The sequence below is a fragment of the Mesorhizobium sp. M7A.F.Ca.US.006.04.2.1 genome, assembly GCF_004022915.1.
In the GTDB taxonomy this organism is placed as follows: Bacteria; Pseudomonadota; Alphaproteobacteria; order Rhizobiales; family Rhizobiaceae; genus Mesorhizobium; species Mesorhizobium ciceri.
The window spans coordinates 1-7,188 of record NZ_RZQA01000267.1; the positions used below are offsets into that span (position 1 = coordinate 1).

Annotated in this window: 6 protein-coding genes and 1 pseudogene; 4 read left to right on the top strand and 3 right to left on the bottom strand. The window is 63.0% G+C overall.

Annotation, left to right across the window (positions count from 1 at the left end):
- Window positions 1-1,041 (bottom strand): annotated as a pseudogene (locus EN925_RS16040) (hybrid sensor histidine kinase/response regulator); the annotation flags it as partial.
- Between the two features lie 208 nt (window positions 1,042-1,249).
- Complete coding sequence (locus tag EN925_RS16045) at window positions 1,250-1,459, bottom strand: hypothetical protein (protein ID WP_024503137.1); 210 nt, start codon at window positions 1,457-1,459, stop codon at window positions 1,250-1,252.
- 397 nt (window positions 1,460-1,856) lie between these two features.
- On the opposite strand from EN925_RS16045, the gene mscL reads away from it, so the two are divergent.
- The gene (mscL, locus tag EN925_RS16050; protein ID WP_013533610.1) at window positions 1,857-2,279 is read left to right on the top strand and encodes a large conductance mechanosensitive channel protein MscL; all 423 of its coding nucleotides are present in this window, start codon (window positions 1,857-1,859) and stop codon (window positions 2,277-2,279) included.
- A gap of 112 nt (window positions 2,280-2,391) precedes the next feature.
- Window positions 2,392-3,558 carry a pyridoxal phosphate-dependent aminotransferase gene (locus EN925_RS16055; protein WP_127369353.1) on the top strand — a complete coding sequence of 389 codons (1,167 nt, stop codon included), beginning with the start codon at window positions 2,392-2,394 and terminating at the stop codon, window positions 3,556-3,558.
- A 72-nt stretch (window positions 3,559-3,630) separates the two neighbouring features.
- Here EN925_RS16055 and hemA read toward each other — a convergent pair whose 3' ends face one another.
- Window positions 3,631-4,908 carry a 5-aminolevulinate synthase gene (gene hemA, locus EN925_RS16060; RefSeq protein WP_127384508.1) on the bottom strand — a complete coding sequence of 426 codons (1,278 nt, stop codon included), beginning with the start codon at window positions 4,906-4,908 and terminating at the stop codon, window positions 3,631-3,633.
- A 266-nt stretch (window positions 4,909-5,174) separates the two neighbouring features.
- Here hemA and galE point away from each other — a divergent pair, with 266 nt between their 5' ends.
- Window positions 5,175-6,170 carry a UDP-glucose 4-epimerase GalE gene (gene galE, locus EN925_RS16065; RefSeq protein WP_127369917.1) on the top strand — a complete coding sequence of 332 codons (996 nt, stop codon included), beginning with the start codon at window positions 5,175-5,177 and terminating at the stop codon, window positions 6,168-6,170.
- A 106-nt stretch (window positions 6,171-6,276) separates the two neighbouring features.
- The coding region (locus tag EN925_RS16070) for an FAD-dependent oxidoreductase (protein ID WP_128336697.1) at window positions 6,277-7,188 on the top strand (912 nt) is incomplete at its 3' end.

A 7,188-nucleotide genomic window follows, 5' to 3' on the forward strand; every position in this document is an offset into this window, starting at 1 on the left:
GATCACCATCGCCGTCGCCGCCGACAGGCCGCCGATGAAAGCCGCCATCGCCAGCACATCATGGCCGCTGAACAGGGGCAGCGACAGCACATAGAGATCGCTGCTGGTTCCGGCGCCGACCAGCGACAGGCCGGCGAAGGCGATCGGCAGCACGAACAGGTTGATCGCCACGAGGTAGAGCGGGAACACCCATGTCGCGGTGCGCAGTTCGGCCTCGCCGCGGTTTTCGACGATGGTGACGTAGAACTGCCGCGGCAGCATGATGATGGCAAAGCCGCTGAGGCACGTCAGCACCAGCCAGGTGGCGAGCGAGGTGTTGTAGCTCATCGCCTGCCGGACCTGCGCGTTCTCGGCGAGCTTGTCGAACATGTCGCCTGGGCCGCCGAAGATCAGGAAGGTGACCATCAGGCCGATCGCCAGGAAGGCGGCGAGCTTGACGACGGTTTCGACCGCCACCGCCAGCACCAGCCCGTCCTGGTGTTCGGTGGCGTCGGCGTGACGGGTTCCAAACAGCACCGCGAACAGCGCCAACAGCATGGCGACGACCAGCGAGATGTCGCTGACGAAGGGATCGAACGAAGGCGGCGATCCCGTATAGTGCTCGACCATCAGGCTGACCGAACCGGATATCGCCTTCAACTGCAGCGCGATATAGGGCACCGCGCCGATGGTGGCGATCAGCGTGGCGATCGCCGCGACGGTGAAACTCTTGCCGTAGCGTGCGCCGAGGAAATCCGCGATCGAGGTGATCTTCTCGGTCTTGGCCAGCCGCACGATACGGTTGAGCAGCGGGAAGCCGAAGACGAAGACGAGCACCGGGCCCGTATAGATGCCGAGGAATTCGAGGCCGCGTTCGGAAGAGAGACCGACCGAGCCGAAGAAAGTCCAGGATGTGCAGTAGATCGCGAGGCTGAGCGCATAGATGAAAGGCCGCCCCCGGCTCGGCTCGGAGATGGCCGAGCGGCGGTCGCCGAGGCTGGCGATGGCAAACAGCAGCGTCACATAGGCGACCGCGATGATGACGATGAACAAGCCCTGCACGCTTGGACTTTCCTCCTCTGCCGTCTTTCTATCCGGCTTGCCCGGACGCAACCACAGCTTGGCGTCCGAGTCCATTGCAGAGCTGTGCAGGACGGCTATCAGGGCGGCGCGTCGGTGTCGTTATGGTGAAGATCGCCGCTGAGCGCCGTGGTTTTCGAAGGTGTGTCGGTAAATGTCTTTCAGATCGCGTTCGGGGCGATGCGTTATCCTATGGCGCATGCGGGAGTTCGGCACGCGCTTCCCGAATAATGTCGTCGATCGACTTTTCGCTGACCGGGCTCTCAAAACCTTCGTTGATCGCCGCCTGAATCGCTTTCCGCTTCTCGTCGGGCGAAAGCGCGTCAAACCAAGCGCGCTGCTCCTTTGTTGGAGCCGCCCACGGATAAACATCAATGCTGATGGTTTCGAGCATGTTCATGAGAACATTATAGGCGAAAACGCCTATAATTTCCAGAAATTCAATGCTGGCTTTGCCGTGCCGTCAATGCGGGAAACCTTGCAAAGAGCGATTGATCGCTCGCGTCAACAACCAGGGGCCCATGCCGTGCTCGGCGGCAATCTGGTCCAGCGTGGTCGTTTTGCAGTGATTCGGCGGCATCTGTGTCGATTTGCATCGCGGGGATGAAATTTCACGCCCTTGTACGCAACGCGTCAAATTCGGCAGAGCTGCCGCCCAAAGTGCCGTAAGGTAAGGAGAAAGCGGTTGTTTTCTCCCTTTTACCCATGTTGCGTCAGGAGGTTTTTGTTATGTTGCCTCAGGTCGATGCCGCAAGGACGGAAACGGCAGCTCGGCCAGTCACGACAAGGAGGGTCGAATGCTGAAAGAATTCCAGGAATTTATTTCCAAGGGCAATGTGATGGACCTTGCGGTCGGCGTCATCATCGGCGCGGCCTTCGGCAAGATCGTCGATTCCCTTGTTAACGATATCATCATGCCGATCGTCGGCGCGATTTTCGGCGGCTTGGACTTCAACAATTATTTCCTTGGCCTCTCCTCGGCCGTCAACGCCACCTCGCTGGCCGACGCCAAGAAGCAAGGCGCGGTCTTTGCCTACGGCAGCTTCATCACTGTCGCGTTGAACTTCCTTATCCTCGCTTTCATCATTTTCCTGATGGTCAAGGCGGTGAACAACATGCGCAAGCGGCTTGAGCGCGAGAAGCCCGCTGCACCGGCGGCTCCGCCGCCAGCCGACGTCGCGCTGCTCACCGAAATTCGCGATCTGCTCGCCAGGCGCTGACCACGGGCAGCATTGCTGGACCAAAACCCCGGTCGTTGGCGGCCGGGGTTTTCTGTTTTCGCATCTGGTAAGGACCGCTGACGAAAACCGCAGACCAAAAACGGATCCGCCCATGACCCTGATCGACAGCTTGCGCACCGAGGCCCGTGCGGCACCCGAAAGTGGCATTGTCGCCGTCGTCAATTACGGCCGCCTGCGCGAAGGCATGATTCCGCTCTGGGCCGGCGAAGGCGACCTGCCGACGCCAGCCTTCATCACCGATGCCGCGTCGAAGGCGCTGGCCGGCGGCGAGACATTCTACACCTGGCAAAGGGGCATCCCCGATCTCAGGCAGGCACTCTCCCGTTACTATGCCAGGCATTTCGGCAAGAATTTCCCGGAGGAAGAATTCATCGTCACCGGCTCCGGCATGCATGCCATCCAGCTGGCGCTCGACGCGCTCGCCGGCGCCGGCGACGAGGTGGTCTACCTGTCGCCGGCCTGGCCGAATTTCGATGCCGCAGCAGGGATAGCGGGAGCCGTCCCAGTCGCGGTCACGCTCGATCATTCCGGCAATGGCTGGTCCTGCGACATCGAGAAGATCGCCGCTTCGATCACGCCGCGCACAAAGGCGCTGTTCATTAACACGCCGTCGAATCCGACCGGCTGGACCGCCGATCACGAGACCTTGCAGGCGATCCTCGCTCTGGCGCGCGCGAAAAACCTCTGGATCATCGCCGACGAGATCTATTCACTGTTCCACTATGGCCACGGCCGCGCGCCGTCCTTCCTCGACATAGCGTCGGCGGAAGACCGTATCCTGTACGTCAACTCCTTTTCCAAGAACTGGGCGATGACCGGCTGGCGCGTCGGCTGGATCAAGACGCATCCGAGCTTGCAGCAGGTGTTCGAGAACCTGATCCAGTATTCGAGCTCCGGCGTCGCCCAGTTCATGCAGCGCGGTGCGGTCGCCGCCCTTGACGAGGGCGACGCCTTCGTCGCCGAACAGGTGGAGCGGGCGCGCAAGGCGCGCGACCTTGTCTGCGGCATCCTCGGCGCCACCGGCCGCGCTGGGTTTACGGTGCCGCAGGGCGCGTTCTATCTGTTTTTCACCGTCGAGGGCATCACCGATTCACGCACCGCTGCCTTCGACATCGTCGACAAGGCCAATGTCGGCCTGGCGCCAGGCACCGCTTTCGGCCCCGGCGGTGAGGCGTTTTTGCGGCTGTGCTTCCACCGCCGTCTCGACCAGATCGAGGAAGCGGCACACCGGCTGGCGAAGTGGATGAAGAACGCCTGAGCCGCTGACGAAGCCCGAATTGAAATCGCTCCGGCGAGCCAGATGGCCGCCGGAGTAGAGTTCCAAACGGCATCAGCCGCCTGACTTGGGCACCAGCAATGGAATGATGCGGTCGCTCTTGGCCACCGAAGGCCGACCGGCGGAGCCGTAGGGGATGCCGAGCGCATCCCAGGTCTCGACCAGCGCATCCTGCAATTCGGCGATCAGCGCATCGGAATGGAACGGCGTCGGCGTGATGCGCAGCCGCTCCGTACCGCGCGGCACGGTCGGGTAGTTGATCGGCTGGATGTAGATGCCGTGCACGCCGAGCAGGCGGTCGCTGGCCATCTTGCAGGCCTCGGGATCGCCGACCAGCAGCGGCACGATGTGCGTCGGCGAATCCATCACCGGCAGGCCGGCGGCCGACAGGATGTGTTTGGTTCTCGCGGCCTGCTGCTGCTGGGCGTCGCGCTCGGCCTGCGAGCGCTTGAGATGGCGGATCGACGCGGTCGCGGCGGCAGCGATCGCCGGCGGCAGTGCCGTGGTGAAGATGAAGCCCGGCGCATAGGAGCGCACGGCGTCGATCACAGCGCTGGTGCCGGTGATGTAGCCGCCCAGCGTGCCGAATGCCTTGGCCAGCGTGCCTTCGATGATGTCGATGCGGTCGGCCAGGCCTTCGCGCTCGGTGATGCCGCCGCCGCGCGGCCCGTACATACCGACGGCATGGACCTCGTCGATATAGGTCATGGCGTTGTAGCGCTCGGCGAGTTCGACGATCTCTTTGATCGGCGCGATGTCCCCATCCATCGAATAGACGCTTTCGAAGACGATCAGCTTGGCGCGTTCGCGCCCCGCCGCCTGCAAAAGGCTTTCCAGATGCGCCACGTCATTGTGGCGGAAGATCTTCTTTTCGGCGCCGGAACGCCGCACGCCTTCGATCATCGAGGCGTGGTTCAATTCGTCCGAGATGATCAGGCAGTTGGGCAAAAGCTTCGCGATGGTCGAGATCGAGGCTTCGTTGGAGACGAAACCGGAGGTGAAGACCAGTGCCGCTTCCTTGTCGTGCAGGTCGGCAAGCTCCAGCTCGAGCTCTACCAGCGGGTTCGAGGTGCCGGAAATGTTGCGGGTGCCGCCGGCGCCCGAACCCATCTTGCCAGCGGTATTCTGGAACGCGGCGATGACGTCGGGATGCTGGCCCATGCCGAGATAGTCGTTGGAGCACCAGACGGTGATTTCCTCGGCGCGGCCATTGGAACGCCAGATGGCGCGCGGGAACTTGCCCGCGATCCGCTCGAGGTCGGCGAAAACGCGGTAGCGACGCTCGGCATGGAGCTGGTCGATCGCTTCCTCGAAGAACCGCTGATAGTTCATGTCGACTTCCCAATTTTTGCGCGGGATCATAATCATTGGCCTGTTGGTCGTCCACCTGGCCTTTTTGGTCAAAATGCCACGCCCCGGACCTGTTCCTAACGACCGCGGATCGTGGCCTATTCCCTTGATGTGGATGAACTTTGTTTCAGGACAATGCCACTGGCCGGCAATGCCGGTTACCAGGGGTCCAATGGCCATGCGGCGGGCTTTCCAGTAGAGCGGGGTTGAGACAGTTTCCGATAAATCTTGGATAAGCGAGGACGCGGATGACAGTTTTGGTGACAGGCGGCGCCGGTTACATCGGCAGCCATATGGTCTGGGAGCTGCTGGATGCCGGCGAAAGCGTGGTCGTTCTCGACCGTCTTTCCACCGGTTTCGAATGGGCGGTGGCGCCGGAGGCCAAGCTGGTCGTCGGCGATGTCGCCGACAAGGAATTGGTTGGCGCGGTCATCAGGGAGAACAAGGTCGACGCGATCATTCATTTCGCCGGCTCGATCGTGGTTCCGGAATCGGTCGCCGACCCGCTCAGCTATTATGAGAACAACACCTCGAAGACGCGCACGCTGATCGAAACCGCGGTGCGCGAAGGCGTGCCCAATTTCATCTTTTCCTCGACCGCCGCCGTCTACGGCGGCGCCGGGCTGGAGCCGGTGCGCGAGGACGCCCGCCTGGCGCCGGAATCGCCCTATGGCCTGTCCAAGCTGATGAGTGAGTGGATGCTGCGCGACGCGTCGATCGCGCATGGCCTGCGCTATACGGCGCTGCGCTACTTCAACGTCGCCGGCGCCGACCCGAAGGGCCGCACCGGCCAGTCGACGCCGGGCGCAACCCATCTGATCAAGGTCGCCTGCGAGACGGCACTCGGCAAGCGGCCGTTCATGCAGGTGTTCGGCACCGATTATCCGACGCCGGACGGCACCTGCATGCGCGACTACATCCATGTCAGCGACCTGGCGGCGGCGCATCGCCTGGCCCTGCAGCGGCTGCGTGCCGGGGGACAGAGCCTCGTCGCCAATTGCGGCTACAGCCATGGCTATTCGGTGCTGGAGGTCATCGACAGCGTGCGCCGTGCCTTTGGCCGTGATTTCGAGGTGAAGATGGGCGACCGTCGCCCTGGCGATGCCGCGGCGGTGGTTGCCAATTCGGATCTCGCCCGCGCCGAGCTCGGCTGGACCCCGCAACGCGACGATCTCGACCAGATCGTCGCCGACGCGCTCGCCTGGGAGCGCATCCTGACCGGCAAGAACTCCGCGCGCGGCTGAGCCGGGTTCTCCCAAGGGCTCGCAAGCCGGGCAGCGAAGCGCTATTGAAGGCGTTCGCGGCAAGGCGCGGAGGCGCGGCGCCGCGAGGAGATCTTGGGGGAATGGCATGAAAATAACGGTGCTCGGGGCCGGTGTCGTCGGTACGGCGGCCGCCTATTATCTGGCCAGCGACGGCCATGAGGTGACGGTGATCGAGCGCCATCCGGCGGCGGCACAAGGCACCAGCCAGTCCAATGCCGGCCTGGTGTCACCGGGTGACGCCACCGCCTGGGCCTCGCCGGCGGCTTTGAAGACCTTCCTGCGCGGGCTCTACAACCATGATCTCGGCATCAAGGTCAGGCTGCGCCTTGATCCCTATTTCCTCGCCTGGAGCCTGCGTTTCCTGCGCCAGTGCACGGTGGCGCGCCTGCGCGCCAACACCGACATCAAGCTCAGGCTCGCGCTCTATTCGCGCGACTGCATCAATGCGCTTTCGGAAGCGACCGGCATCCATTACGACGAGCGCAAGAAGGGCATTCTCTATTTCTTCCGCTCGCAAAAGAGCCTCGACACCGGCACCGACAATTACCGTTATCTTGCCAAGCACGGCCTGCCGATCGAAATCGTCGGCCGCGACCGGCTGGTCGAGCTGGAACCGGGCCTTGCCGGCGTCAAGGACAAGATTGCCGGCGGCGTCTATTCGCCAACCGACCAGACCGGAGATTCCAAGCAGTTTGTCGACAGGCTGGCCGCCTATGCGGCCGAGAAGCTCGGCGTCAAATTCCTGTTCGGCACGACAGTCGAAGGCCTCGACATCGAGGGCGACCGGGTGCGCGCGGTGATGACTTCGGCCGGCCCGGTCGCCGGCGATGCGGTTGTCATCTCGATGGGGCCGGAAAGCGGCCTGCTCGGGCGCCGTTACGGCATCGACCTGCCCGTCTATCCGGTAAAAGGCTATACCGCGACGATTCCCCTGGAGGACGAAAGCAGGGGACCGACCATGGGCGGCGCCGACGAGGACCGGCTGATCGGCTATTCC